Source organism: Pseudoclavibacter sp. RFBJ3, assembly GCF_002931375.1.
Taxonomy (GTDB): Bacteria; Actinomycetota; Actinomycetes; order Actinomycetales; family Microbacteriaceae; genus Pseudoclavibacter.
The window spans coordinates 1-24,892 of sequence record NZ_PSXZ01000016.1; the positions used below are offsets into that span (position 1 = coordinate 1).

At 65.1% G+C, this 24,892-nt stretch carries 24 protein-coding genes and 1 pseudogene; 10 read left to right on the forward strand and 15 right to left on the reverse strand.

What is annotated here, in order from left to right; genetic code table 11:
* Positions 1–487 precede the first annotated feature (487 nt).
* A pseudogene (locus C5E07_RS19945) lies at positions 488–775 on the forward strand (winged helix-turn-helix transcriptional regulator).
* Positions 776–1,188: 413 nt separating this feature from the next.
* The gene (locus C5E07_RS16205; RefSeq protein WP_104300675.1) at positions 1,189–1,944 is read left to right on the forward strand and encodes a FadR/GntR family transcriptional regulator; all 756 of its coding nucleotides are present in this window, start codon (positions 1,189–1,191) and stop codon (positions 1,942–1,944) included.
* A 276-nt stretch (positions 1,945–2,220) separates the two neighbouring features.
* Here C5E07_RS16205 and C5E07_RS16210 read toward each other — a convergent pair whose 3' ends face one another.
* The 11 genes from C5E07_RS16210 to hemQ all read right to left on the reverse strand — a co-directional run bounded on the left by C5E07_RS16210 (position 2,221) and on the right by hemQ (position 12,989).
* Positions 2,221–3,366 carry a mandelate racemase/muconate lactonizing enzyme family protein gene (locus C5E07_RS16210; RefSeq protein ID WP_104300677.1) on the reverse strand — a complete coding sequence of 382 codons (1,146 nt, stop codon included), beginning with the start codon at positions 3,364–3,366 and terminating at the stop codon, positions 2,221–2,223.
* A gap of 417 nt (positions 3,367–3,783) precedes the next feature.
* A complete protein-coding gene (locus C5E07_RS16215) occupies positions 3,784–4,542 on the reverse strand; it encodes an SDR family NAD(P)-dependent oxidoreductase (protein ID WP_104300679.1) in 759 nt (252 codons plus the stop codon).
* On the reverse strand, positions 4,539–5,387 hold the full coding sequence (locus C5E07_RS16220) for a fumarylacetoacetate hydrolase family protein (RefSeq protein ID WP_258063997.1): 849 nt from the start codon (positions 5,385–5,387) through the stop codon (positions 4,539–4,541). The genes C5E07_RS16215 and C5E07_RS16220 overlap by 4 nt, the downstream gene beginning before the upstream one ends.
* 118 nt (positions 5,388–5,505) lie before the next feature.
* Entirely contained in the window at positions 5,506–6,456 is a 951-nt protein-coding gene (locus C5E07_RS16225; protein ID WP_258063998.1) for an aldo/keto reductase, read from the reverse strand.
* A gap of 113 nt (positions 6,457–6,569) precedes the next feature.
* Entirely contained in the window at positions 6,570–7,499 is a 930-nt protein-coding gene (locus tag C5E07_RS16230) for an amidohydrolase (protein ID WP_104300683.1), read from the reverse strand.
* Positions 7,484–7,807 carry an L-rhamnose mutarotase gene (locus tag C5E07_RS16235; RefSeq protein WP_258063999.1) on the reverse strand — a complete coding sequence of 108 codons (324 nt, stop codon included), beginning with the start codon at positions 7,805–7,807 and terminating at the stop codon, positions 7,484–7,486. Before C5E07_RS16235 ends, C5E07_RS16230 begins: the two co-directional genes overlap by 16 nt.
* 17 nt (positions 7,808–7,824) lie before the next feature.
* Positions 7,825–8,772, reverse strand: coding sequence for a carbohydrate ABC transporter permease (locus tag C5E07_RS16240; RefSeq protein ID WP_258064000.1), 948 nt, complete (start codon positions 8,770–8,772; stop codon positions 7,825–7,827).
* A complete protein-coding gene (locus tag C5E07_RS16245) occupies positions 8,765–9,736 on the reverse strand; it encodes a carbohydrate ABC transporter permease (protein ID WP_258064001.1) in 972 nt (323 codons plus the stop codon). The genes C5E07_RS16240 and C5E07_RS16245 overlap by 8 nt, the downstream gene beginning before the upstream one ends.
* The gene (locus C5E07_RS16250) at positions 9,733–11,097 is read right to left on the reverse strand and encodes an ABC transporter substrate-binding protein (protein WP_104300687.1); all 1,365 of its coding nucleotides are present in this window, start codon (positions 11,095–11,097) and stop codon (positions 9,733–9,735) included. The genes C5E07_RS16245 and C5E07_RS16250 overlap by 4 nt, the downstream gene beginning before the upstream one ends.
* A gap of 295 nt (positions 11,098–11,392) precedes the next feature.
* Positions 11,393–12,376 (reverse strand): heme o synthase, encoded by a 984-nt coding sequence (locus C5E07_RS16255; RefSeq protein ID WP_104300689.1) that lies wholly within the window; start codon positions 12,374–12,376, stop codon positions 11,393–11,395.
* A complete protein-coding gene (hemQ, locus tag C5E07_RS16260) occupies positions 12,309–12,989 on the reverse strand; it encodes a hydrogen peroxide-dependent heme synthase (protein ID WP_104300691.1) in 681 nt (226 codons plus the stop codon). Before hemQ ends, C5E07_RS16255 begins: the two co-directional genes overlap by 68 nt.
* 101 nt (positions 12,990–13,090) lie before the next feature.
* Between hemQ and C5E07_RS16265 the strand changes: the two genes are divergently transcribed.
* The 3 genes from C5E07_RS16265 (at position 13,091) to C5E07_RS16275 (ending at position 16,400) form a co-directional block, all read left to right on the forward strand.
* Positions 13,091–14,401 carry an ABC transporter ATP-binding protein gene (locus tag C5E07_RS16265; RefSeq protein ID WP_104300694.1) on the forward strand — a complete coding sequence of 437 codons (1,311 nt, stop codon included), beginning with the start codon at positions 13,091–13,093 and terminating at the stop codon, positions 14,399–14,401.
* A complete protein-coding gene (locus C5E07_RS16270; protein WP_104308663.1) occupies positions 14,398–15,180 on the forward strand; it encodes a hypothetical protein in 783 nt (260 codons plus the stop codon). Before C5E07_RS16265 ends, C5E07_RS16270 begins: the two co-directional genes overlap by 4 nt.
* A gap of 152 nt (positions 15,181–15,332) precedes the next feature.
* On the forward strand, positions 15,333–16,400 hold the full coding sequence (locus tag C5E07_RS16275) for a Dyp-type peroxidase (protein WP_181058105.1): 1,068 nt from the start codon (positions 15,333–15,335) through the stop codon (positions 16,398–16,400).
* A 2-nt stretch (positions 16,401–16,402) separates the two neighbouring features.
* On the opposite strand, the gene C5E07_RS16280 is transcribed toward C5E07_RS16275, so the two are convergent.
* A complete protein-coding gene (locus C5E07_RS16280) occupies positions 16,403–16,813 on the reverse strand; it encodes a MarR family winged helix-turn-helix transcriptional regulator (protein WP_181058107.1) in 411 nt (136 codons plus the stop codon).
* 103 nt (positions 16,814–16,916) lie between these two features.
* Between C5E07_RS16280 and C5E07_RS16285 the strand changes: the two genes are divergently transcribed.
* The 4 genes from C5E07_RS16285 (at position 16,917) to C5E07_RS16300 (ending at position 18,969) form a co-directional block, all read left to right on the forward strand.
* Positions 16,917–17,387: a hypothetical protein gene (locus C5E07_RS16285; protein WP_104300702.1), complete on the forward strand. Its 471-nt coding sequence runs from the start codon at positions 16,917–16,919 to the stop codon at positions 17,385–17,387.
* 51 nt (positions 17,388–17,438) lie between these two features.
* Positions 17,439–17,888 (forward strand): hypothetical protein, encoded by a 450-nt coding sequence (locus C5E07_RS16290; RefSeq protein ID WP_104300704.1) that lies wholly within the window; start codon positions 17,439–17,441, stop codon positions 17,886–17,888.
* Between the two features lie 68 nt (positions 17,889–17,956).
* Positions 17,957–18,610, forward strand: a complete 654-nt coding sequence (locus C5E07_RS16295; RefSeq protein ID WP_104300706.1) for a DJ-1/PfpI family protein — start codon at positions 17,957–17,959, stop codon at positions 18,608–18,610.
* The gene (locus tag C5E07_RS16300; protein WP_219820030.1) at positions 18,607–18,969 is read left to right on the forward strand and encodes a hypothetical protein; all 363 of its coding nucleotides are present in this window, start codon (positions 18,607–18,609) and stop codon (positions 18,967–18,969) included. Before C5E07_RS16295 ends, C5E07_RS16300 begins: the two co-directional genes overlap by 4 nt.
* Before the next feature lie 211 nt (positions 18,970–19,180).
* On the opposite strand, the gene C5E07_RS16305 is transcribed toward C5E07_RS16300, so the two are convergent.
* From C5E07_RS16305 to C5E07_RS16315, 3 genes are all read right to left on the reverse strand, one after another.
* Positions 19,181–20,008: a PRD domain-containing protein gene (locus C5E07_RS16305; RefSeq protein WP_104300708.1), complete on the reverse strand. Its 828-nt coding sequence runs from the start codon at positions 20,006–20,008 to the stop codon at positions 19,181–19,183.
* Between the two features lie 94 nt (positions 20,009–20,102).
* On the reverse strand, positions 20,103–21,557 hold the full coding sequence (locus C5E07_RS16310) for a glycoside hydrolase family 1 protein (RefSeq protein ID WP_104300710.1): 1,455 nt from the start codon (positions 21,555–21,557) through the stop codon (positions 20,103–20,105).
* Positions 21,544–23,445, reverse strand: coding sequence for a beta-glucoside-specific PTS transporter subunit IIABC (locus C5E07_RS16315; RefSeq protein WP_104300835.1), 1,902 nt, complete (start codon positions 23,443–23,445; stop codon positions 21,544–21,546). Before C5E07_RS16315 ends, C5E07_RS16310 begins: the two co-directional genes overlap by 14 nt.
* A gap of 262 nt (positions 23,446–23,707) precedes the next feature.
* On the opposite strand from C5E07_RS16315, the gene C5E07_RS16320 reads away from it, so the two are divergent.
* Positions 23,708–24,874 (forward strand): MFS transporter, encoded by a 1,167-nt coding sequence (locus C5E07_RS16320; RefSeq protein ID WP_104300712.1) that lies wholly within the window; start codon positions 23,708–23,710, stop codon positions 24,872–24,874.
* Positions 24,875–24,892 lie beyond the last annotated feature (18 nt).

Below are 24,892 nucleotides of genomic sequence, written 5' to 3' on the forward strand. Positions count from 1 at the left end.
TGCTCGGTGCTCACTCGCTTGAGGAGCTGAACCCGTCGCACGTCACGCAGCTGAAGCGCTACGTGCCGACGACGTTCATCGAAGCGGCCCCCGACCGCGCGTAGTTCCGGCAGGCTCATCCTGCTGTCATTGCGCGCCCGAGAGGGCTGAGGCTGGTGAGGCCTCGCGCCACCCGCGGATAGGCCCGTCGGTCGCGCGATGTCTGCGCGGGAGCATTGTGGCCTTAACTGTTCCCGCTCCGGGGACACCACCACGCCACTACCCTTCGCCAGGTGGCGGTGATGGCGAGGGTCCCCGCCCAGCGAGTCGGCGCGCGGCCGCGCAGGCTCGCACAGCAGATCATTGCAAGAGCCGCGGCGAGGGCCGCGGTTCTATGAGGAAAGACTGCGCGGTCGTTGTCTGGCCGACGGTCCCAGCTAGCGCACCGTATCCCGGCACTGTTAGGACGCCGCCGAGGTAGATGACCGCGACCGCCTGCATGCTAGCGATGATTGTGATCACGCTCAGCGGTGGTCCCGCGCGCTTCGTTGAGATTCGCGACTCCGTCGGCGGGATCACGGGCAAGGTGCTCACTTCAACACCGGAAGACCTCGAACGCGACGGCATGGTGGCTCGCACTGCCTAAGCAGAGATGCCACAACGCGTCGAGTACGAGCTGACACCACTGGGGCAGACGCTTCGCGGTCCGCAGACTGCCCTGGGGCCCTGGGCAGAAGCGAACTTCGATGACGTGCTGTGGGCGCGAGGAGCATTCGACGAACGTGTCCCTGCATAGGGCAGTCCAGCACGAGCACGCCGTGACTGGATAGTACTTTGTGCAGTTGACGTAACCTGTCCGTCCTGTGCGCTATTAGGTGAATTATCTACGAGCTTCACGGCGCCACACATGCCCAAGCTGTCCCGTCGTTGCAGCCCTCACCGCAGCAGGCCTCAGTATCTAGGCGGCTCGGTCATCGGTAGTGTCTGCATCGGCGCACTCCTAGGTCTGCTTGGTGACGCGCACTAGGCGCCACGGCAGGGTCCCAGCTTGTGGTGATGTCCGACTACTTCTCGGCGCCGGGGTCAATCTGGTCCGCGCCAAGAGAGAGCACTCTACGGGAGGGTCAGGCTGTGAGCAGTCCACCGAATTCTGGTGGCCGGGGGCGCGACGAGTTTCGGCAGGAGCCGGACTTCACCTAAAGTGATGAGATGAGTGACATCATCCCAGTAGAAGGCGGGCACCTTCGGACCCGTGCCGCGGCCGGTGGGGGCCGCCCTTTGTCATCTAAATTGGGTGTAGCCGTAGTGCACGACCTTGTCGCGGCCATCGTTACGGGTGAGGTCCAGCCGGGATCTCCGCTGCCACCCGAAGTGGTCCTGAGTCAGAACTTCGGCGTCAGCAGGACTGTCATCCGTGAGTCCATCAAGCGCATAGAAGAGAAGGGGCTCGTCAGGATCGAACAAGGGCGTGGCACGCACGTCCGCCCGGCCAGCTCGTGGAATGTACTGGACCCGGTCGTGCTGTCCGTGATGGTCGAGAATGACGAGTCACTTCGGGTGCTCGACGACCTCTCAGTCGTTCGGGCGTCACTGGAAGCTTCGATGGCTGGGCTTACAGCTTCGCTCCGTAGTGAAGATCAACTCCAGGCTTTAGCGCAGCAACTGGCGAACATGGAAGCTTCTCTTGACGACGAGGAGGCATTTGGTGAGGCCGATGCTGAGTTCCATCTGCTCGTAATGGCTGCCTCCAGGAACACCCTGGCGGACAGCATTACACGCATTCTCTTCGAGCGAGCGAGAGAGAGTGGGCGCTTCCGTGGGACTGCTACACGAGAGCTGCTCGAGGTGACTGTTGATGAACATCGCTCTGTTTATGAGGCAATTGCGCGCGCGGATCCCGCGGCTGCCCAAGAATTAATGCGCGTTCACATTCACGGTTCGTGGGCACGGAGGCGCCCGAGCTGAAGTGCATAGTGGGGCGTATTGCTGCCCTGCAGGGAGCATCTCATCCTTGCTTTTTCCTGCGTGAAAGGTCGGGATGATCGCCAGGAGGGTTCGAGGGCCAGCTCTCGTTCAACGCCGTGAGCTCCAGCGTGGCCATTGTCCCTAGTTGTATCGACCTAGTAAGCGTGAGCGGAGTCGGGTTTAGCGCGCCAGACCACTGGTCTCGGTCGAGACCAGTGGTCTGGACCGAGCCTCTGCCGAAGCCTGCCGCTTCTGCGAGCAACAAGAGTGGTCTGCTCAGCGCTCGACGCCGTCCAGTACGACCCGGAGGCCAGCCCGGGACGGCCGCATGTGCGGACCAGTCGGATCTGCCCAGCCGCGCCCCGCATCCACGATCGCGGACTCGTCGATCGAGATGCCGGAGCCGATGGCGTCCCCCAGCACGATGCCCCCGTCGGCGAACTCCTGATCGACGCTCATGCCGTGCGCCCAATGCAGCGACTGCACCTCGGTCGTCAGGTGATTGGGCACCGCCGTCATCGCCGCGGCTACCGCGGGATTCGCGTTGTAGCCGACCGGACTGACGGGGAGGTTCCTGGCGTCCGCCGCGTACGCGAGGCGCAGCACGTGCGTGACCCCCCAGATCGCACCGGCCTGCACGACGTCGGGCGCGCCGGCGTCGAACAGCGGACGGAACTGGTCGACACCGGTCAGGTTCTCTCCGGTGGCGACGGCCGCGCGGACGGCGGCGGACAGGCGCGCGTGACCGAGCGCATCCCACCGCCGGAGCGGTTCCTCGACCCACAGCAGGTCAACCTCGGCCTCGATCGCCGACACGTAGCGCACCGCCTGCTTCACCTGCCACGATTCGTTGGCATCAAGCATCAGACCGGGATTCGGTGTGTTGCGGCCAAGCGCGGCCTGCATGACGCGGAGACGGCGCAGATCAGCACGCGGGTCCACACCGCCCTTGAGCTTGCCTGTCACGTAGCCGCGATCGGCGAAGTCCTCGTAGAACGCAGAGAGCTCTCCGTCGTCGAGGGCGATGTCGAGGCCGGATGCGTATCCGGGCACGAACCTGTCGCGTCCGCCGAGCAGGCGCCAGAGGGGCTCGCCGGCGAGCTTCGCCTTGAGGTCCCAGAGAGCGGCGTCGAGCGTCGCGACCCCGCCGTAGGTGGCACCCGCGTGACCGGACTTGAAGACCTGGGCGAGCATCCGGTCGAAGAGCGCCGAGACGCCTCGGGGGTCTTCCCCCTCGAGTGCCGGGAAGAGCCTGGCGATGTCGGCGTGCGAGCCGATGCCGACCCCTTCGACCCCTTCGTCGGTCTCGAGGATCACGATGGGGACGTCGGTGACTGCGGCGCGGATGTGGCCGTTGACGTCGCCGATCGACCGTCCCCAGTCGTGCCTGGTGGTGAGCAAGCGGAAGCCGGTGATCTTCATATCGTCCTTGATCTTCAGATGGATAGTTCAACATTTATCATACGATGTCATTCATCATACGTAAAATGAAAAGCAGTGTTCATAGCGGTGTCGTCCGGCACGGTGGCGGTGCAGCAGCCGCTTCCGTTATGGTCTGCGGCGGAATTGCTGTATCCGCAGATACTGGATCAATCCCGGGGGAGTGGGGACGAATGCGGATGAGCGGGATGGTCGTTCAGATAGTCGAGCGGTCTGAGTAGAGCGCTGGCAGTCAGCAAGGCTGCCTGCCAGCACCGCAATCACAGAGGTGCGCCGTTGCCGAGCATCTCCTCGGCGCGATCATGGAAGACGAAAAGATGCCGGCGGCCCGGCTATCGACGCGGCCGCCACGGATCTGCGGGTGCCCCACGTGCGCGGCGGCAGGCGATGAATGGGCGGTCATGTCTGAACCGGTCTCACCCGCAGGCCGCCGAACCCGCCGTCGACGGCGACCACACTGCCGGTGGTGGACGCGGAACGCGGTGACGCGAGGTACGCCACGGCGCCGGCGACCTCGGCAGGGGTGACGAGCCTCCCCGTCGGCTGGCGAGCATTCATGGCCGCGCGTTCCGCCTCTGGGTCGGCGACGTTCGCGACCATCCGCTGCACCCACGGAGTATCGGTGGTGCCGGGCGAGACGGCGTTCACGCGGACGCCGTCGTGCACGTGGTCGGCGGCCATCGCGAGCGTCAATGCGTGCACGGCACCCTTGGTGGCCGAGTAGAGCGCGCGCTGCTGGATGCCCGTGGTGGCCGCGATCGACGTGAGGTTGACGATGGCTGCCGCGTCCGACTCGCGAAGCGCGGGCATCACCGCGGCGCACACGCGAGCCACGCCCTGCACGTTCACGTCGAGCACGCGCGCCCAGTCCTCGTCGCTCGAATCCTCGACGGTCCCGAACGCACCGATGCCCGCGCAATTGACGACGACGTCGAGCCGGCCGAAGCGCTCGAGCACGGCCGCGACCCCCGCATCGACCGATCTCCTGTCGGACACGTCGACGCTCACGCCCAGAGCCGGCCCCTCGACCGAGCCCCCGTTCAGGTCGAAGACGGCGACGTCAGCGCCGCGCGCGAGGAGCTCTTCGGCGACGGCCGCCCCGATCCCGGATGCACCGCCCGTGACGATCGCGACCCGCCCACCGAACTCACCGCTCACGATGCGTCCTCGAAGCGCTGCCTGGCGGTGCCGAGACCGTCGATGGAGAGCTCGACGATGTCGCCGTCGCGGAGGTAGGGGTTGCCCTCGATGCCGAGCGCGACACCGGCCGGGGTGCCCGTGTTGATGAGGTCTCCCGGCTGCAGCACCATGAACTGGCTGAGGTACCAGACGATGTGGTTGACGTCGAAGACCTGGTCGGCGGTGGTGCCGTCCTGCCGCTGGACGCCGTTGACGCTGAGGCGCAGTCTGAGCGCCTGCACGTCGCCGAGCTCGTCGGCGGTCGCGACCCATGGTCCGAGGGGGTTGAAGGTCTCGCAGCTCTTGCCCTTGTCCCACTGCCCGCCGCGCTCGAGCTGGAACTCGCGTTCGCTCACGTCGTGGGAGAGCACGTAGCCGCCGATGACGTTGGCGGCGTCGGCGGGTGACGCGAGGTAGCGCGCCTCGCGGGCGATGACGACGCCGAGCTCGACTTCCCAATCGGTCTTGACGGAGTTGCGGGGGATACGGACGGCGTCGAACGGACCTGTGATCGTCGACGGGTCCTTCATGAAGATGACGGGCTCTTCTGGGATGGCGGCGCCGGTCTCGGCGGCGTGGTCGCGGTAGTTGAGTCCGATGCAGACGATCTTCACGGGCCGCGCGATGGGCGCGGCGAGGTCGAGGCCTTCGAGGTCTCGTCCCTCGGTCGCGAGGGCTGCCGCCTCGAGCTCGCCGAGCTGCTCTTCCGAGCGGGCGAGCAGCGCGCCGTCGACCTGGTCGACGCCGGCGAGGTCGTAGACCCGGTCGCCGTCGACGATGCCTGGCACGACTTGGTCGCCGTCTCTGCGCTGAACGAATCTCACGGTGGTTCCTCCTGGTGGTTGCTGTCGGGTCGGGGTGCGGCGGTGCGCGGCGGGCGCTGAGCGGTCGGCGGCGCCGGGTGGGGTTGCGGGTGCGGGCTGTGAAATCGGGTGCGCGTGGCTACGCGGTGAGGCGGATGCTCCGCGGGTCGATGAGGCCGTGGCGTTCGAGGTCCGGCCACAGCGCATCTGGGACGGCGACGGATGCGCGCCGCAGGTTGTCGCGCACCTGGCCGGCAGTGCGCATCCCGAGGGCGATGCCGGCGACGGCTGGATGCTGCAGCGGGAACGCGAGGGCCGCGTCCGGCAGTGTCACGCCGTGTCGCTCGCAGATGTCCGCGATGCGGTGCACCCGTTCGAGCGCTGCGGGCGGGACTGGCAGGTAGTTGTAGACGGCGTCCGGGCCCGGCCGCGGCGTCGAGAGGAGGCCCGAGTTGTAGACGCCCACGGCGATGACGGACGCTCCTGCCCTGCGGGCGGGTTCGAGCACGCTCTCGAGGCCGGGCTGCTCGAGCAGCGTGTAGCGGCCCGCGAGCATGGCGACGTCGATGAGGCGCTCGTCGAAGAGGGAGCCGAGCTGGCTGGTCTCGTTGGTGCCGACGCCGATCGCGCCGACGACTCCCTCGTCGCGCAGCTCTCGCAGTGTCACGAGCGCTTCGCGGGCGGCCCCTTCGCTGAAGGCGTCGGGGTCGTGCACGAACGCGATGTCGATTCGGTCGGTGCCGAGCCGCTCGAGGCTGCCCTCGAGGCTGCGGAGCACGCCGTCGCGGCTGAAGTCCCAGTGCCTCATGAGGGTGTCGGGCACGACGAAGCCGTCGTCGAGGCCCGAGGGTTCCGGATTGGGCACGAGCAGTCGGCCGATCTTCGTCGAGATGACGAGTTCATCGCGCGGGTAGGCTGCGAGCGCCGCCCCGAGGCGTCGTTCGGAGAGTCCGAGTCCGTAGTGCGGTGCCGTGTCGAAGTACCGGATGCCGGCATCCCACGCCGCCTCGACAGCGCCCGCGGCTTCCTCTTCGCTCGTCTCGCGGTAGAGGTTGCCCAGAGACGCTGCACCGAAACCGATGCGGCTCACATGCACGTTGGTCTGGCCCACGCGTCGCCCGAGAAATGCTGAGCTTCGCGCCTGCGTCTCGGTTTCTGCAGATGCGTCCCTTGCGGGCCCCAGGTCGAAGCTGCCACCCGTGTTCACTCGTTCACTCCGTACACTCGCGCCGCGGTGCCAACGTCAATCTGCCGTTGTTCAGTGTTGCTGAGCGCGGCCGTGGTGGATCGATATGCATCCATCCAGTCCTGGTAGCCCCCGCGCGTGAGACGGACGAGTGGCCAGTCGGATCCGAACATGAGGCGGGTGGGCCCGAACAGCTCGAGCGCTCGGTCTATGGCGCGCCTCATCGCCGCTTCAGACCAGCCGTCCCAGTCGTCTTCAATGGTGAGGCCAGAAATCTTCGCTGTGACGTTCGGTAACGCGGCTAACCGGCGCAAGCTCGAGTACCAGCCCTCGAGCTCACCCGTCAGGAGGGGCGGTTTGCCGAGGTGGTCCAGCACGAAGCTGGTTCCGGGCACCCGCTCCGCGACCTGGGCTGCCTGCTCGAGCTGCCATGGCCTGATCACGAGATCGAAGGCAAGTCCCCGCGCGCCAAGCTCCGTGAGGCCGTCGGCAACTTCGACATGCGAGAGCCAGTTTTTGTCTTCCTCGGTGTGCACCGGATGTCTGATGCCGACGAGCTTCGACGCGCCCGGGTGCCTGGCGAGGTCATCCAGCTGCAGGCGCACGCCGTCCGCCCCACCGCGCAGGTCCACCCAGCCGACGACGCCGACCACCTCGCTCGTCTCCAGCGCCTCGTCGAGGAGGAAGTCGTTCTCGATGAGCGTGCGGTCGGATTGCACGACCACAGCGCGGGTCACGCCGACCTCGCGCAGCTGCGCGCTCAGGTCCGTGCCGGCGAACTCGCGGTTGATGGCTGCCATGGAATCCGGGTCGACCCAGGTCTGCGGCACCACAGACCGGTCCCAGAGGTGCACATGCGTGTCGATTGGGATGCGTGTGGCACTGGCCGTGCCACGGTTCAGCCGAGCGCGCTCTGGCGCTTCTGTGCGGGTCAGTCCATGTGCCATGCCAGCTCCATCTCCCGCCACAGCTCACCGTCGCGCGCCTCACCGAACGGGGTCTGGCAGGGGTTCGTGAGCCGCCACCAGCGCTGGCTCTGCTCGTCGAGCTGCACGCGCGCCATGTCTGCCTCGTAGTCGTCACCGACGTACTCGTAGGTACCGAAGAGCGTGTTGTCGATGATGAAGATCGAGTAGTTGCGGATGCCCTGCTCGCGCATCGCCGCTTCGACGCGTGGCCAGACGGCCCGGTGCAGCTCCAGGTACTCCTCGCGTTTCTCCGGCCGCACGTCGACCACGAATCCGTGCCGCGACACCGCGGTCCTCTCCGCACTCATCCCTTCGTGCCGCCCGCGGTCATCCCGGAGACGAGGAAGCGCTGCGAGAACAGGAAGATGATGACGATCGGCGCAACCGAGAGCAGCGTCGCGAGGGCGAGCGTCGGCAGCTCGATGACGATGCTCGTGGCCGTCGTGGGGTTGAACTGGGGCACGTTGGAGAGCAGATTCGCGAGGCCGACCTGCACTGGCACATTCTTGCCCCCCACCATGAGGAAGGGCAGGAAGTAGTTGTTCCAGTTGCCGGTGAAGCTGAAGAACCCGACCAGCGCGATGACGGGTGCGGCGAGGGGCATCGCGACCTGGGCGAAGACCCGCAGCTCGCTCGCGCCGTCGATGCGCGCGGCGTCGAGCAGGTCTCGGGACACGGCCGTCGAGAAGTAGATGTAGGTCAGGTACACGCCGAAGGGGAAGAACGAGAAGGGCAGGATCACGGCCAGCGGAGATCCGATGAGCTTGACCGCGCTCAGCTCGAGGAAGATCGGCAGAACGAGGGCCGTGTTGGGGATGAGCATGACGATGAGCGTCACGAGCAGCAGCGCCTTGCGGCCCTTGAAGTTGCCGAGCGCAAGGGCGTAGCCGGCGGGGACGCTCACGATGAGCGTGATCACGAGGGCGCCGAACGAGTAGAGCGCCGAGTTGCCGATCCAGGTGAGGAAGATGCCGTTCTGGAAGCTGAAGAGCTGCTCCCAGTTCGCGGCAAGCTGCTCGAACGAGCCGAACGACATGGGGTTCTCGAGCAGCAGCGAGCGGGCATCCTTGGTGCCGGCGAGGAGGAGCCACACGATCGGGAGCAGGAAGAACACGACGAACGAGGCGATGACCGCGCCGAGCACGATGCGCATGATCCACTCGCCCGGTGTCAGCTTCCGGCCGAGCGCCTTCGTCGGCGGATGCGCGGTGTCCTGGTGCTCGACGTTCCTGGTGTGCACGGTGTCAGTCACGTTCGAACAGCTTTCCCTTGAGGATGAAGACCGTCGAGAGCGCGAGGGCGACGACGAGCAGCGTGATGGAGATGGCGGCCGAGCCCGAGAAGTCGCCCTGCTTGAACGCGTAGAGGTACGCGAGCTGGTTGAGCGAGTAGTCCTCCGGCACGACGCCGCGGCTGGCCTGCGAGAGCACTCGCGGCTCGACGAAGAGCTGCGTTCCCGCGGCGAGCGACATGATGCCCATGTAGGAGATCCACTTGGTCATCATGGGCAGCTGGATGTAGAGAGCCACCTGCAGGGGGTTGGCTCCGTCGACCTTCGCCGCTTCGATGACCTCGGTGCTGATGTTGTTGAGCGCGCCGTACATGATGACGATCCAGCTGCCAGCGCCGGTCCAGAACGCGATGACCGTGAAGACGACCGGCAGGTTGCTGATGGAGACGGTGTTGATCAGCGACTCGTAGCCCATGGCTCGCAGGAGCCCGGCGACGGGGCTGACGGTCGGGTCGAGCACGAACAGCCACAGCATGACGCTCGACGCTCCTGCGATGGCCCCCGGTATGTAGTAGAGGAAGCGGATGCTGACGCTCAACCACTTCGCGCGGATGGAGTGCACGATGATGGCGAGGAACACGACCAGGATGATGAGGCTGAGCAGCCAGAAGACGATATACAGGGTGACGTTGGCGACGGCGGGCAGGAATCGGTAGTCGCCGAAGACGCGGACGAAGTTGTCGATGCCGACGAAGATGCCGTTCTTCGTTACGGAGAGGAAGACCGCGTAGAGCGTTGGCACGATTCCGAAGGCGAGCAGCAGCAGGACGTAGCCGCTGATGAAGACGTAGCCGAAGCGGGTCTCGTTCGCGAGCGGGTTGGCGGCGCGCTTGCGCTTCGCCGTGCGTGGTTTCTTCGGCCCCGCCGGGTCGGCGTCGCTCAGGAGAGCGGCGCCGACCGCGGGTGCAGCCTGGGTGGAGGTCATTCGGTGACCGTGTACCCGTTCACCTGTGCCTCGTTGAGCACTTCGGTCTGCCAGTCCGGGAGCACCGACTCGATGGTCTTGCCTTCGGAGATGGCCGGCATCACGGTGGTCGCCCAAGCGGTCTCCGGACTGAAGCGCGCCGATGCCCAGCCGCTCCAGACAGTGCCGCCGGCGTCGATCATCTGCTGCTCGAATCCGTCGATGAAGTAGCCGGTGTCGGCGAGCTTGCCAAGCCATCCCTCCGCGGCTGACGAGTACGCCGGGTAGCCGCTCGAGAGCTCGACCTGGAACTCGGGCGCGCTCACCGCGAACTCGAGGAACGTCTTGACAGATTCGAGGTTCTTGGTGTGGCTGGAGGCGTACCAGATGCCGCCGCCGACGTTGCCCGTGGCGATCTCCTCACCCTCCCAGGCGAGGGGAGCTGCGACGCCGAGCTGCCCTTCCGGTACCTGGAGTCCGCTCTGGAAGACGGCGCCCGTGTACCAGACCGGCCCGGGCATGACGACGACCTTGTCGGCGTACTTCGACGTGAACTCGGCGCTGAACACGCTGTCCTGCACGATCGTGCCGTTCGCGATCATCTTGTCGAGGATCTTGGTGATCTTCACCGAGTTCTCCGACTCCATGTCGGCGACGAAGGTGTCGCCCTCGGTCTGGAAGACCGGCGACTGCGAGCCCTGGTAGTAGACGTAGGGCATGAAGGCGTCGCCGACACTGCCGAGGATGTAGCCCGGGTGCTCCGCGGCGAGCTTGTCGCCGAGCTGCCCGTATTCCTCCCACGTGGTCGGCACCTCATAGCCGAACTGGTCGAGGAGCGGCTGGTTGTAGTAGGTGACGACCTGCGCGAGGTCGTTGCGGAGGCCGTAGACGGTGTCGTCGATCGTCGTCGGGTCGAGTGCGCCCGGTGCGAAGCCGTCGAGGAACTCCTGGTCGAAGAAGCCCTTGTTGAGCGGTGCTGCGAAGCCCTGTCCGCCGCCGGGCGCCGGCTGCGAGGCCCAGGATGCGTCGTTCTGCTGCGTGGAGAAGACGACGTCGGGCCATCCCTCGCCCGCCTGGTCCATGAGCGCGATGCGCGTCTGGAAGGTGCCGCTTCCGCCGGCGTTGCCGTCGTACACCTCGTACTCGATCGGCACGTCCGGGTTGGCTTCCTTGAAGGCGGCGATTGCTGGCTCGCGGGCGGCATCTACCCACACCATGATGGGGCTGTCGGCTTCCTGCTCCGCCGTTGCGAAGCCGTACTCGCTACTGACTTCGCCGCCTGCTCCGCCTGCGCATCCGGCGAGGAGCAGCGCTGAGGCAGCAGCTGCCGCGATGGTGGCGATGCGCCTGCTGCGGCGCTTCTGGGACGAATCTTGCAACATTGTGCGTCCTTTTCTGGTCGACGTCGTTGACGACTACTGCCCGCTGACTGCAGGTGCTGTTAGTACATCATACGTCCGACATGCACACAAGTGCGAGCATCTGCACCGTGTGCGGGTTTGCGAGTCGACGTTGTACCCGATCGTCGTCGCCGAGGTGGGGACCGTAAGGGTGCACAAGTCAGGGCGCGAGCAGGGCACCGAGGTCTTGGGTGAGGTCCTCGTAGGTCGTGGTGGGATGAAACGTCAGGTAGGTGTTGGAGATGGTCGGCTCAGGCATGGTGCTGAACGGGTTGCGTTAGTGGGTGACGAAAGTGTCGACTGCCACCGCAATGAAAAGAACTGCCAGATAGGCATTGGAGGCAACGAAGACTTTCATTGGCCGCGCACGATCAGGTGTCGCTGATCGAGTCGCTGTCAGATAGCGCCATGCATGCCATACGAACCAGGCGCCGGCCAGGGCAGCAGTGGTCGAGTAGATGATGCCCACCCCTGCGAGCGATATCAGTGCAAGGGCGCAAATCGAGGTGGCGATGGCGTAGCGGAGAACCGACGCGGCGACTTCCGAGGGTGGTCGGACTGCACCGAGCATCGGGATACCAGCCCGGCGGTAGTCGTCGCCGTACCGGACGGATAGTGGCCAGTAGTGCGCTGGGGTCCAGAAGAACACGACCAGGAACAGCAGCCCTGCTGACCACGTCACTGTCCCTGTCGCGGATGCCCAGGCGATGAGCACTGGGAAGCAGCCGGCGAGTCCACCCCAGACGATGTTCTGGATGGTTCGACGTTTCAAAACCAACGTGTAGATCACGACATACCAGATGATCGCGATGGTGGAGAGCGCCGCTGCGAGGGGATTCACCAGCAGGGCGAACCAAGCTGTCGCGAAGGCGGCGAGCGACCAAGCGAAGGTGAGGGCAGCACGCGGGCTGACCTCGCCGGTCACAATCGGACGCCCAGAGGTGCGGGCCATCTGTGCGTCGACGTCGCGGTCGAAGTACATGTTGAAGACAGCGGCAGCTCCCGAGCTGGCCGCCCCGCCGACGAGCGTGGCGCCAACGGCACCGAGGTTCGGCAGGCCACCCTCGGCGAGGACCATCGTCGGAGCGGTCGTCAGGAGAAGGAGCTCCATCACGCGAGGCTTGGTGAGCGCCAGGTAAGCCCCGAGCCTGCCAAGGCGTCGCTCTGGTCTCTCAGTGTTGACAGATGCGCTCTTAGGCACCGAGGATCTCGAGCACTTCTCGTGGTTCGACTCGCCGGCCAGTGAAGAAGGGAATCTCATCGCGCACGTGGAGTCTGGCTCGCGTCGCTCGGAGGGTTCGCATGAGGTCGACGAGGTCCACGGGATCGTCTGCTTCGAGGGGAAGGAGCCACTCAAAGTCCCCGAGCGCGAAGGCGGAGACCGTGTTGGTCAAGATATCTCGGTACGCGGAGCCGGCGCGGCCATGCTCCGCGAGAAGCTCACGCCGCTCCTCCTCTGGGAGGAGGTACCACTCGTAACTGCGGTTGAACGGGTAGAGCGTCAACCGCTGGGCTGGCGCGACCCCTCGAGCGAATGCAGGCACGTGGCTTCGCGTGAACTCCGCATCGCGGTGCACCCCGAGGGCGTTCCAGGTCGGAATCATTCCAGCAAACGCGGTCTGGCGTCGGAACGCGCGAGCCGCTGCCTGCAGTTCTGCCGGGTCGTCGCCGTGCATCCACACCATCACGTCTGCGCCGGCACGGAGGCCGGAAACGTCGTAGAGCCCGCGTACGGTGACGCCACGGCTCGCCAAGGTGTCGATGAGAGTGGATAGCTCATCGGTCGACGCCGGACGTAGGGGTGAGGGCGTTGGGGAGGCACCGAACACGTTCCAGAGCGTGTAGTGCCGAGTGTCGGCCTCGTTGTTCTCCATTTGTGCTCCTCGCGCTAAGACCGACGCCACTTGCAGGCCCACTGCAGGTCGGTGTTTGCGTGATAGCTTACAGGCTGACTGAAAGTTGAGGAGTCGAACTCATGCTTGAGAGAACCGCACATCGAAACGGCGCCATGGTGGTGATGCGAATCGTGTCTGCATTGGAGCTCATCTCCTTGATCGCGATCTTGACCAACCGGTTCACGCTGCAATCGCCGATGATTACGTCGACCGGAGGTCCGATACATGGTCTCTTGTACGTTTCCACGATCCTCTTCGCGCTCCTGCTGCCCTTCCCTCGATCGGCGAAATGGCTCGCAGCGATCCCCGGAATAGGTGGCCTCCTCACACTGTGGCGCGCGCGGCGGGTTGCAATGACTACCCACGTAGCCGCATCAGGCGTCGAGCGAACACACGAGCAGGTGGTGCTCACCGAGCATGATCGACAGGACGCGAATGTCATCATCGATGCAGCTACCGTCGTCTTCTCGGGGGCCCTGCAAATCGGGCCCCTCACCTTCACAGTTCCCAGGGGGAGTGTGACGGGGCTCATCGGGCCCAACGGGGCTGGGAAAACGACGGCGTTGCGAATGCTCTGCGGTCTTGTGACCCCGACCGCAGGGGTGATCACCGTGCAGCCAGGTCCTGGCGAGCTTGCACCGGATCGCGACCGTGCGGCACCGATGGGGGTGCTCATCGACTCGCCCGGATTCATCCCTGGTCTCACGGCGCACGCCAACCTGCTCGCACTGACCCGCCTCGCAGGCTGGTCGCCACCGCTCGTGGACCGAGCTCTCGAACGCGTCGGCTTGACGGATGTACGCGACCAGCGAGTCGGAACGTTCTCCCTCGGCATGAAGCAGCGCCTGGGGCTCGCGGCGGCGCTCCTTGGGCAGCCGCGCGTCGTGATCCTCGACGAACCAACCAACGGGCTCGACCCGCGTGGTGCTCTCGAGCTGCGCGCCTTCCTGCGCTCTCTGGCTGCGGAAGGGCTCACGGTCATCATTGCCAGTCACGCCCTCGACGAAATCGAAGAACTCTGCGACCACATTGTCGCCATGGAAAGAGGCCACGTTGTTTTCAATGGATCGCCCGCGCGCATGACGGGAACGCTCCCCAGCGGCATCCTCTGCGGCGCCCAGGACCCGGAATCACTCTCCATCGCCGTCGAAGCGCTCGAGCGCGACGGGCTCTCCGTGAGCGCCGTCAACGAGCTGACTTTCTTCATCCCCGGTGACGTCGAGGCGGGGGAGCGGGTCAACCGGGTTGTCGCCCAATCGGGCATCTTCCTTTCGGAGATCTCGCCCCAACGCCCGACTCTGGAGCAAGCGTTCTTAGAGCTCACAGGCAGTGGGAGTGAGCCCGGGGTTGATGCTGCCGGCGCGCCCGTCTTGACGGCGGTCGCACGATGATCGGCGCATTCCGGTCGGCATGGACCATGCTCGCTCGACCGATCCTGCTGTGGCCCGGGCTCGGGGCGATCGTCGTGTTCTCCATCACGGCGATCACCTTTACCTTCACGACGGCATCGGCGCCAGGCGGCTCGCGACTCACCTCGCCCCCAATCACCTTGGCAGACCTGGCGGGCCCCGACACCTTGACGCAGATGGTCGGACGGCCGGTGATGATCACCGGCACGGTGATCCTGGCCATTGCCATTCTGCAGATCACCAGTCAGTACGCATCCGGTTTCGTTCGCATCGCTCTGGTGTATCAGCCGCGTCGCGCTCTGTGGCTGGTGGGCAACTGGCTGGCCCTGGCAGCGGCCGCGATCATCGCGAGCGTCGTGGGTGCGGGTGCTGCCATCGCCACGGCTCTCGTGTGCGCGGCGGTGTGGGGTGTTGATACGGCGGCTTGGGGGCACGATATCGTCGGAATCCTCGGCGCAGTTGGCAACCTCGCCCTGGGGATGACCGCATTCGCAATCGCCGGCAGCGCCCTGGCGGTCTGGTTGCGTTCTCCGGTCGCGGCCCTCGGCACGGGGTTGGTGTACGCCCTGTTCGAAAACATGCTGCAGGCGGCTGCGCCAGTCGGGCAGGGGCTCCTGCCGGTCTCGGCGTTTTCGACGGTCGCCACATCCGGACTGAGCGGTGACCCCTATCTGCCATCGCTCATCGCGACGGCGATTCTGCTCGTCGCCATCATCAGCGGAACCTCCGGGCTCGTGACAAGTAGGGACGTGACCGAATGAGCGACAAACCCAACCGTGCAACTCGACGTGGCTTCCTCATCGGCGGTGCAGCTGCCCTAAGTGCAGCTGGCGGCGTCATCATCGGCAGCCGCTTCCCTGAGGGTGCGCCGGAATCGTCACCCGTTTCGACGGTGGATCCAGGCGGCAACTCAGTGCCGTTCTTCGGCCCTCACCAACCCGGCATCGCCGATCCCACGCCCACACATGCGATCTTCCTGGCCTTCGACCTTCGCCCCGAGGCAGGCAAAGCGCAGCTGGCGAAAGTTATGCGCGCCTGGACCACGATCGCCGCGTCGTTCGCGACCGGAGACACCAGTGTTGATCAGTCGATGATTTCGCACGGCTCAGGTCCAAGCATGTTCACAATGACGGTCGGGCTGGGCGGAAGCGCACTCGACCAGCTCGGGATCACTCGGCCCGCACCACTGGTTGATCTCCCCGACTTCCCTGGCGACCAGCTCGACCCGCAATCGTCCTACGGTGGTGTGTTTGTGCAGTTGTGCTCCGACGACGCCGTCTACCTGGGAGGCGCCCTCAGGGCTGTGCGACTCGCGGCAGCCTCGGTGCTACTCCCCAGATGGCAGATGAACGGATTCCGCGGGGTCACCGCCGCAACCACGAGCAGTAATGGTCGCAACCTCATGGGGCAGATCGACGGCACCAACAACATTGCGGTCAGCCGAGCATCCACCGGTGGGGCCGTGTGGGTGGATGCTGCATCGCCGGACTGGATGACCGGCGGGTCGTACGTCGCCGTGCGTCGCTTCCACATGCTCCTCAATAGTTGGGAGGCTGCGGGGGCGGAGGTGCGAGATCACACCGTTGGTCGGCACATTGCAACTGGAGCGCCGCTGGGCGCGCAGCAGGAATCTGACCCCGTCGACCTCGATGCTGTGGACGAGGCGGGGAGCCCCGTCATCCCGGCCGACGCGCACATCCGTCTAGCTGCCCCGCGGCGTGGTGCGGGGGAGGAAATGCTGCGGCGTTCCTACTCGTACTCAACGGGACGGCTCGTAGACGAGGACGGTGACGAGGATGCCGGTCTGATCTTCATTTCCTACCAATCAGATCCAACGACGAGCTTCATCCCTGTTCAGCAGCGGCTTGCAGAGTCGGATGCGCTCAACCGGTTCACGATCACGACTTCGAGCGCGCTCTTTGCGATCCTGCCGGGAGTCAACGCCGAGGGTGACTGGTACGGGCGCGCACTCCTGGAGTGACCTCAGTCAGTTGTCTTGCGTCGATCACGTTGGAACGTCGTAGCGAGGCGAACGAGCGCGTCTCCGAGGTCTTTCCACTCCCCGTCAGCAAAGAGTTCGCCGTCGACCTCGGAGACCATCTCCGTCGCACGATCAAGTGCATCAGAGCCAGTGGACGTGAGTTCAAGGACGGCTGCCCGGCCTTGACCAACGCCCCCGATCGTGTGGACGTACCCGAGATCGAGGAGTGTTTGCACGATTGGCTGCAAGCTCTGAACCTTGATGCCTGCACGTCGAGCGAGGTCGCTGAAGGAGATGCCGGGTGTTGCTCTCAAGTGCCCGAGAAGCCCGAAGCGTCGCAGGGACAGGCCTTGTTCCTTAAGTCTGCTCTCGACGACCGCTTCGACGCTGCGAGCATGCAGGATGAGCGTCATAGCGGCGCTCGGCGCAGCCCGTGGGGCTGGGCGAGCTTCGTCGACCCGGGATTTGCTGTCCATGATGGCTCACCGTAGCAGCACTTACAGTTAGACTGTAAGTATGATTCGTTTGCGCTCCGCGCTCGCCGCCACAGCAGTTGTCATCGCAATCACCACCTCCTTGTCAGGGTGCGCGCCCGACGTTGGCGACATCGACGCCCGTGCGTCCGCGGTTGATGTCCTCACCATCGACGAGATAGGAGAGGTGCTCGTCGACGGAGAGGGTGCTGTGCTCTACGTCTTCGCTCCAGACGAGGCGGAAGCGGTCAGCTGTGCGTTCACCTGCGCGACAAACTGGCCACCTTTCGTCGCGCCGGAAGGCAAGAGCGCTGTCGCGGGCGACGGCGTCGACCAAGCACTTCTCGGAGCGATCGCCAACCCATCAGGCGGTGAGGTCGTGACCTATAACGGTTGGCCCCTCTACCGCTACGCAGCCGACAAGCAACCAGGGGAGCACAAGGGGCAGAACCTCTACCTGAACGGGGGCGACTGGTTCGTCATGACCCCGGCAGGCGAACCACTGCGCCCGTGAGGTTGACGCCCTCACCTCATCCCACTCTTATCTGATCTACAGGAGGTAGCGATGCACTACGTGCTGCTTGTCATCCACGTCGCGACGGCCATCATCTTCATTGGAGGCGTAACCGTCTCCGCCAGTGTCTTCCCTCGATACGCGACCGCGGAAGCCGCAGCTCCGTACGCGGAGAATGGCGGCCACCCCGGAGCCTTAGCGATGCATCGCATAACAAGGGGGTATGGCCGTTTGGCGATCATCACCCCTGTAGTCGGGCTGATGCTGGCGATGTTGCTTGGTCGCCTCGGTGAACTCTGGATCTTGATCTCGGTCGGACTTGTGGTCCTAGGTGGGTGGGTCCTCGTCATGAAGATCATCCCGACCCAGGTTGAGATGCTCCGCGAGCCTCCGACAGATCCTGAAGCCCGCAAGCGAGCCATGCTCTATCCCGGCCTTCTCAACGTGATCTGGCTGGCCGTGCTCGTTCTGATGATCGTCAAGCCCGGCGGAGTTGGCTGAACGCACTCGAGACTCCAGAAGCGACTCCACCTAGGTCCCCTCCCATGAACAACAGTGAAAGGCACTCCATGCTTGTCCAGATAATCCTGTTCGAAGGATTCGACCCCCTCGACGTCGTCGCACCCTTCGAGGTCTTGAGTGCTGGCTCCGACGCGCTCGGAGGTTCACTCGAGCTCAGGCTCGTCGTCACCGACGAGCCGAGATCCGTCGTGAGTGGCACTCGCGGTCTCGAGCTCACGGCGACCCACGTCTTGGAGCCTGAGGCGCCAGGCATCGTGATCCTGCCCGGAGCATCCGGACCGACTTCCGGAGACCCCGATCTGGTGAAGACGATTCCTGTCATCCTCGCTGGTCTCGCTGAGACCGAGCTTCCCGATTTGATGCGGCGGGCCTTCGCGGCTCCGGACGTGCTCGTGGCCACGATCTGCGGCGGGGGTCTTGCGCTCGGGATGGCCGGCCTCCTCGAAGGAAGAACCGCGGTGACGCACACCCTCGGCAACGACGTGCTTGAGGCGACGGGAACCACCGTCGTTAGAGCGCGCGTTGTCGACGACGGAGACTTCATCAGCGCCGGAGGCGTGACCTCCGGCCTTGACCTCGCCCTCTACCTGCTTGAGCGCGAGTTCGGACCACAAATCGCGCATGCCGTCGAGCAACTCTTTGAGTACGAGCGCCGCGGCACCGTCTGGGCCGCACGGGGCCCCGAGGCGAAGCAACTGTGAGCGGGTCAGCATCCGCCGATCACGATGCGGAGCGCAGCGTGAAACGGTTGGCTGGCACGTGGGACATCTCGATGCGAACCCCTATCGGTACGCTGCGCGCAGTACTTATCTTTCAGGACGACGCAGGAACACTGAGCGGTGTCGCGGAGGGGAGCGGTGAGCTGGCGGTCCCTCTTCGTGACCTGCAGGTCGCAGTCAAGGACGCGGCGGATCGCGTCACCTGGGCGCAGACCGTCACAAAGCCCATGAGGCTGGAACTTCTCTTCGACGTGACGGTCGACGGAGACCTGATGTCTGGCTACTCGCGCGCCGGTCGTCTTCCAAAGAGCGCCGTGTCAGGAGTCCGCAGACAGGGATGACCCGTCCCGGCAAGCGTCGCTGGGCCCGATCTCCAGAAACAGGACACTCGGCTCGATAGGGACTGCAACCCTTCACTTACTCGAAAGCGCGTAAGTGAAGGGTTGCAGTCCTGCGCTCCTCAGCATCTGCACCGCAACTCTTGCGGCCAGAGCGTTCGAAGCGACGAGCAAGGAGAGCCGGCGCGCCGCTGCGCAGCAACGTGGCCGGCCTCTACTCCGGCGAAGCGCGAGCGATGTGCACGGCAAGGAACGCCACTTCCTCATCGGGGAGCTCAACCCCGTGTGCCTCGCGGATGAACGTTCGTACTCGTTCCGCAGTCGCGATCGCGCGAGGGGCGCGTTCGCTGAGGGTCCGGAACAGGAAGTCGTCGCCTTCGAGGAGTTGACCGGCGAAGAATCGTTCGGCGAAGAACTGCAGGTGCGTCAGGAACCGCGACGCATGGAGATCTTTGCGTGACGCTCGAACGGCCGAGGTCATGGTCACAATGCTGGTGACTTTTGCGACGAGATCGACGACTCCCATTGAGTCGACGTCCGGCTTTCCGGTGTCCGCATTAACCAGGTGGAAAGCCACGTTGGCGGCTTCCTCATCACCCAGCCTCACAGCGAGCCTGTCTTCGACGTGGTCGATCGCCTTCACACCGACTGCGTGATGGTCGGGGTAGACCGTGCGCACCTCCCACGCGAGTCTGTTGGTGAGCTTGATTCCCTTCTTGAACCGTTCGACCGCGAAGTGGAGGTGATCGGTCAGCGTGAGATAGACGTGCGGATCGAGCGTCAGCCCCGCTTGAGCCGCATCCGCCACGATCTCTCTCGTCAGCTCCACGTACTCCGCTGGGATCTGCGCGAGGAGCTCGACGAGGTTTCGGTGATCCGAGTCAGGGAGGGAGATGAACTCCTGGTCCGTGATCGTCGCGGAAACCTCGTCGCCCGGCTTCTGTCCGTACCCGATGCCCTTGCCCAGGAGGACGCGCTCGACGCCGCGGTCGTCGACGACGAGCACCACACTGGAATTGAGGATTTTCTTGATGGCGGGCACGGTGGTCTCCTTTGACGCCGCTGGTGGTTTCTGCTCGTCAGCTGGGTGAACTCGGCTGAGCTGAGTTGTTCTGAGCCCAGCTCAGCCGATCAGGTCAGCTGAGGTTCGTGCCGTTGGACTCGATGACCTGGCGGTACCAGTGGAACGAGTCCTTGCGTCGGCGCTCCAGTGTGCCATTCCCGAGGTCGTCGAGGTCGACGTGGATGAACCCGTAGCGCTTGCTCATCTGCGACGTCGACGAGCTGACGAGGTCGATGGGCCCCCAGCTGGTGTAGCCGAGCAGGTCGACGCCCTCGTCCACAGCCTGGATCATCTGCTCGAAGTGCGCTCGGAAGTACTCGACGCGGTAGTCGTCGCGGATCCGGCCGTCCTCGTCGACCGTGTCGCGCATCCCGAGCCCGTTCTCCACGATGAAGAGGGGCTTGCGGTAGCGGTCGTAGAGGTCGAGGAGGGAGATGCGCAGCCCGATCGGGTCGATCTGCCAGCCCCACTCGGACGAGCCGAGGTAGGGGTTCTTGACGCCGAGGACCGTGTTGCCGGGCGTGCGCTCGGCGTCGGGGTCGACGGATTCGGTCATCGACATGTAGTAGCTGAACGACACGAAGTCGGCGGTGTGCTCGCGCAGGAGCTCGACATCGCCGTCCTCGAACGGCACGGTGACGCCCAGCTCCTCGAGCTGGCGGAGCACGATCGGCGAGTACGAACCGCCGGCCTGCACATCCGAGCACATGTAGAGGAGGCGCTCCTTCGCACGCGTCGCGGCGACATCGTTCGGGTGGCAGGTGCGCGGGTAGGTCGTGAGCATGGTGATCATGCAGCCCATCTGCGCGTCCGGGTGCAGCTCTCGCAGCATGCGGGTCACGGACGCGCCGGCGATGAACTGGTGGTGGAGGGCCGTGTAGCAGGCCTGCGTGATCGAGGTGCCCGTCACGGTTTCCTCGATGATGCCGCCCGAGGTGAACGGGTGGCGTTCCATGCCGTCGATCTCGTTGAACGAGATCCACCGCTTCACGATGTGCCCGAACCGTTCGAAGCAGGTGCGGGCGAAACGCTCGAAGAGGCCGATCGTGGCCCGGTCGAGCCAGCCGTTGCGGGTGACCGCGAGCTCGAGGGGCGCGTCGAAGTGCGACAGCGTCACGAGGGGCTGGATGCCGTGGCGCTGCATCTCCTCGAACAGGTCCAGGTAGTAGGCGATGCCGTCCTCGTTGGGCTCCAGCTCCTCACCGGTCGGGTAGAGGCGCGACCAGAGAATCGAGACGCGGAGCACGGAGAATCCCATCTCTGCGAACAGCGCGAGATCTTCCTTATAGCGGTGCACGAAATCGATGCCTCGCCGCTTCGGGAAGTACGTGGGGTCGGGGTCGCGCTTGGCTTCGGAGATGCTCTCCAGTGTCACCGCGTGGAGTGCTGCGAAGTCGTCGTTGTTGGCGTTCGGGTGGCGGCGGAGCACGTCGGTGACGACCCAGCCGCGGCCATCCTCACCCCAGCCGCCTTCGGCCTGGTTCGCGGCGATTGCGCCGCCCCAGAGGAAGTGATCAGACAGTGCCATTTGCGGTCTCCTTGGTGTTGGTGAGGGTAATGAGTACTGCTCCGCGCTCGACCGTCTGGCCGGTCTCGAAGCGCGCATCTCTGCCTGCCGGGTTCACGACCACAACGGGTGTGATGGTGTCGAGTCCGGCTGCTGCGATTGCGGTGAGGTCGGCATCGATGACGTGCTGTCCGGCTTCGACCCGGTCGCCCTGCGCAACGTGCGTCGTGAAGGGTGCCCCGTCGAGGGCGACGGTGTCCATGCCGACGTGCACGAGGACTTCGATGCCGTCGTCGGTGCGGATGCCGATGGCGTGGCGCGAGTCCATGAGGGAGGTGACGGTTCCCGTCACAGGTGCCACGACGCGTCCGTCACTCGGGCGGATGGCGACGCCTTCCCCGAGCACGCCCGAGGAGAAGACACCATCTTCAAGCGATGCGAGTTCGACGATCTCGCCGCTCATCGGAGCAACGAGGGAAAGCCCCTCGAGGTTCGGAGCGGTCTCATCGGAATGTTCGGTCGTCTCGCCGAGCACTCGCAGGGTGCCGGAGTCCGAGTCCTTCCAGAGGACAACCCCGACCACGAACGACACGACGAGGCCAATGACGAGACCGATCAGCGCGTGGATGAGGTTCCACGGGTCGAGCGAGTCGATGAACATGGAGATGCTGGCCAGGCCAGGGCTGACGATCGCGAACGTGTCGACGAAGGTGATGCCGAGGTAGGCACCGGAGGTGATCGCGCCGGCGAGGACGGCGATGAGGGCGCGACGGTTCTGCAGCGTCACACCGTAGAGGGCGGGTTCTGTGACGCCGAAGAGGGCGGAGAATCCTGCGGACACGGCTATTGCGCGGAGTGCCTGGTTGCGGGTGCGGAGGGCCACGGCGAAGCTCGCGCCTGCCTCGGAGATGTTGTGCGCGAGGGAGGCAGTGAGGTAGAAGCTCTCCTTGCCGTACGTCGCCATGGTCGTGATCGTCGGCGGCAGGAGCGGCTTGTGCATGCCCACCGAGATGAGGAACGGCAGGATCGCGGCGAGGAGCGCGACCGCAATCCATCCGAAGGTGTTGTGGAAGTTGAAGAGCACACCGGCGAAGAGGTCGCCGATCTCGAAGCCGAACGGTCCGATGAGGAAGACGGTCGCGGGGGCCACGACGAGGTAGCACATGAGGGGCACGAAGAACGTGCGGATGGGAGGCCAGGAAAACTTCGTGAAGAAGCGCTCGGTGCCCCACAGGAGGAGCACCGCGAGGATCGCGGGGAACACCTGTGAGTTGTAGTTGACGACGGGGACGGGAATCCCGAAGAGTGCAGTGCCGCCTTCTTGCGTCACGAGGGTTGTGAACGCGGGGAAGAGGAGGAGGGCGACTGTGCCGAGCGCCACGGGACGGTTGACATCGAGCTTCTTGGCCGTCGTGTAGGCGACAAGCAGCGGCAGGAACGCGAACACGGCGTCAGGGACGGCGGAGATCAGCGCGTACGAGTCTGTCTCCCGGTCGATCCAGCCGAGCGCAGCCGCGAGGACGAGGAGCGACTTGAAGATTCCGGCGCCCGCGATCGCGGGGATGATGGGCACGAAGACGCTGACCACGAAGTCCAGCACCTTGGAACCGACTCGCTTGAACGTCCACGGGGTTCGTGGCTTCTCTGCGACGGGCGAAGCCGAGGAGCCCGAGCGGAGCTTCTCAACTGCGCGGTAGTACTCGAGCACTCGTCCTCCCACGATGACCTGAGTCTGCGGGCCTCGGACGACGCCGAGTACGCCCGGGATGGTCTTGAGTGCGGCCTCGTCGACGGTGCTGTCGTCGGCGAGGGAGAATCGAAGGCGGGTCGAGCAGTGCTGCAGGGCAGACACGTTGCTGCTCCCGCCGACGTGCTCGAGGATCTCTGCAGCCTCTGAGCTGATGTTCATGTTGTGCTCCTCCATTGGAACTCCGGGGGACTGCATCCGGGCAACAAAAAAGGACCCGATCGTAGCTCTGTAGAGCAACAATCGGATCCTGCCTGCATGACCAGTCACATGTCCGTTGCATGAACATACACGCATCTCAGTTCGGTGTCCACTGGGGATTCGTGGGTACACTCGGCCCCAGTAGGTGTGAACATTGCAGCTGCACGCCAGGTGACCTTCGGGGCCTTCGCGATCCGATCGGTGAGCGAAAACTGGAGTCCCCTTGACGAACCCCCGCCCCAGGGAGCGTGCCCTGGCTGCGTTTGCCGCCGTTGCGTTCGGTTTCGTGATCGCCGGTGCCAACAGCATCAACCCGCTGCTGCCCATGCTCCGGGTCGAGGTTCCCCTGAGTCCGCTCGGTGTGTCGCTGACGTTCGTGGTCTACGTGTCGGCAGCGGTTGCCACCCTCCTGGTCGTCGGCTTCTCGCGGCTGCGGGTGACACCCGGTGCGGCCGTGGTCGCGGCCCTGCTTATCGCTGCGCTCGCGAACCTGCTCCTCGCTTCCTCGAGCGAGGTGCAGCTGCTCGTCGGACGGGCCGCTACCGGTGTCGCGGTCGGACTCGCCACGGGCGGTGCGGCTGGCTTGGTGGTGGATGCGCTCAAGGGGCGCGGGAGGGGATTGGCCGCCACGGGGAATCTCGTCGGCGCTGTCGTCGGCACCGCGATCGCGCAGAGCGTGGCGGTGTTGGAGACCATCGCTGGGGCGATCGTCATGTACCTCGTCGGCGCTGGCTTCGCGCTGCTGCTCGCGCTGGTGCTCGGCTTGCTGCTCCGCGCAGGCTCGTCGCGGGCCCCGCGCGGGCCCGGATCCGGCCCTGTGCCAGCTAGCAGGTTGACACGCGCAGATGTCGGGACAGTCGTGCGTGCCGCCGTCGTCTGGATGGGGCTCAGCGCGGGAGTCGTGTACACGCCCACGGTGTTCGCTGATGCCGCGATGCCGGTCGCGCAATTCTCCGGCAGTGTGACCATGTTGGTGGCCGCAGCAATTGCCCAGCTCGGAAGCGTGCCGCTCGGGCGACTGTTCCCTGGGGCGAGCGGCCACCTCGCGTTTGCTGTTGGCAGCGCGCTCGCCGTGGTTTCCGTGCTCCTTGTGAGCAATGTGATGGCGCTCATCGCGATGGCGCTCATCGGTGGGGGAGGGGCCGTGGCGTATCGATCATCGCTGGTGTATCTGACGAGGGGTGCCGTGCCGAGCCTGCAGAGTTCGCTGGCGTCAAAGTTCGCGGTCGCCACCTACACGGCATCAGCCTCCGCAGTGCTCACGGTCGGCCTGATGGGCAGCGCGATGCCGACGGAGGCCGTCCTCGCTGTCTTTGCAACACTGTTGAGTCTTGCTGCGATCTTCATGCATTGGGGAGCACCCAGATTTAGGGATCTGAGCGCGAGCTGAGGCCGAATCGGATGCGGA

Bases quoted from the DNA above. Each gene is read 5' to 3' on its own strand.
- C5E07_RS16255 (WP_104300689.1), bottom strand. From the start codon at position 12,376: ATGAGATTCCCTTCTTCACTGGCCGGCGAGTCGAACCACGAGAAGTGC.
- C5E07_RS16290 (WP_104300704.1), top strand. From the start codon at position 17,439: ATGCACTACGTGCTGCTTGTCATCCACGTCGCGACGGCCATCATCTTC.
- C5E07_RS16230 (WP_104300683.1), bottom strand. From the start codon at position 7,499: ATGGCACATGGACTGACCCGCACAGAAGCGCCAGAGCGCGCTCGGCTG.
- C5E07_RS16245 (WP_258064001.1), bottom strand. From the start codon at position 9,736: ATGACCTCCACCCAGGCTGCACCCGCGGTCGGCGCCGCTCTCCTGAGC.
- C5E07_RS16205 (WP_104300675.1), top strand. From the start codon at position 1,189: ATGAGTGACATCATCCCAGTAGAAGGCGGGCACCTTCGGACCCGTGCC.
- C5E07_RS16270 (WP_104308663.1), top strand. From the start codon at position 14,398: ATGATCGGCGCATTCCGGTCGGCATGGACCATGCTCGCTCGACCGATC.
- C5E07_RS16285 (WP_104300702.1), top strand. From the start codon at position 16,917: ATGATTCGTTTGCGCTCCGCGCTCGCCGCCACAGCAGTTGTCATCGCA.
- C5E07_RS16265 (WP_104300694.1), top strand. From the start codon at position 13,091: ATGCTTGAGAGAACCGCACATCGAAACGGCGCCATGGTGGTGATGCGA.
- C5E07_RS16295 (WP_104300706.1), top strand. From the start codon at position 17,957: ATGCTTGTCCAGATAATCCTGTTCGAAGGATTCGACCCCCTCGACGTC.
- C5E07_RS16310 (WP_104300710.1), bottom strand. From the start codon at position 21,557: ATGGCACTGTCTGATCACTTCCTCTGGGGCGGCGCAATCGCCGCGAAC.
- C5E07_RS16315 (WP_104300835.1), bottom strand. From the start codon at position 23,445: ATGAACATCAGCTCAGAGGCTGCAGAGATCCTCGAGCACGTCGGCGGG.
- C5E07_RS16250 (WP_104300687.1), bottom strand. From the start codon at position 11,097: ATGTTGCAAGATTCGTCCCAGAAGCGCCGCAGCAGGCGCATCGCCACC.
- C5E07_RS16210 (WP_104300677.1), bottom strand. From the start codon at position 3,366: ATGAAGATCACCGGCTTCCGCTTGCTCACCACCAGGCACGACTGGGGA.
- hemQ (WP_104300691.1), bottom strand. From the start codon at position 12,989: ATGGAGAACAACGAGGCCGACACTCGGCACTACACGCTCTGGAACGTG.
- C5E07_RS16280 (WP_181058107.1), bottom strand. From the start codon at position 16,813: ATGACGCTCATCCTGCATGCTCGCAGCGTCGAAGCGGTCGTCGAGAGC.